This window comes from Pseudomonas juntendi (assembly GCF_009932375.1).
Lineage (GTDB): Bacteria > Pseudomonadota > Gammaproteobacteria > Pseudomonadales > Pseudomonadaceae > Aquipseudomonas > Aquipseudomonas juntendi.
Window position 1 is genome coordinate 1 of sequence record NZ_BLJG01000183.1, and the last position, 831, is coordinate 831.

Consider the following 831-nt stretch of genomic DNA (forward strand, 5'->3'; position numbering starts at 1 on the left):
CGATGGCCAGCAGGCCAAGAATCAGCACGAACGACAGCATGGCCCGTGGCGGTGGCTGCAGGTGCAACTGGTGCTCGATGAAGCTGGACACGGTGTTGGTCAGCGCCACGCTGTAGATCAGCAGGATCGGGAAGATGGCGAAGAAGTACAGCACGGTGATCGAGGTGCCCGCAGTGCTGCCGAAATGCTCCTTGACCACCTCGGTGATATCACCACCGGTGCGCCCGGAAAGCACGAAGCGGGTCAGCCCACGGTGGGCGAAATAGGTCATCGGGAATGCCAGCACGGCCAGGACCAGCAGCGGCCAGAAGCCGCCAAGGCCGGCGTTGATCGGCAGGAAAAGGGTGCCAGCACCGATGGCGGTGCCGAACAGGCCCAGCATCCAGGTGGTGTCGTGCCGCGCCCAGTTACCGAGGGTGGCGGGGGTCGATTCTGCAAAGCGTTGTTCAACGCTTGGGGCCTGCTCATTCATTCCGGGTGAAGCTCCACTCGCAAGACTGCAACAGGCTGAGAATGGCGAAACAGTGCGTTCGCCCAACTCAACCGGAAAAGAGGGGCGCGATTGTGCACGGAAAGGTTGCACTTGCGAAGCCCTTTTCCGAGGGGCGGTTGCACTTGTCTTTACAAGTGGCAGGCATCGCGGGTGTTGCGCGGTGGATGCAGGAGCGGCCTTGCAGCGCGAACGGGGTGCTCAGCACCCCGATGCACGGTTACTTCTGCACGGCAGCAAACGCCTCGGCCACCCGTTGAAGGTTGGCTGGGCGCAGGCCGGACATGCACACGCGGCCGCTATCGATCAGGTACACGCCAAATTCGTCGCGCAGGCGGCGG

Annotated in this window: 1 protein-coding gene; it reads right to left on the bottom strand. The window is 62.9% G+C overall.

The genetic code is table 11. From position 1 onward, the window contains the following. Positions 1-472: aromatic amino acid transport family protein (locus GYA94_RS20760; protein ID WP_304363547.1), on the bottom strand; the 472-nt coding region annotated here is incomplete at its 3' end. Positions 473-831: the final 359 nt, after the last annotated feature.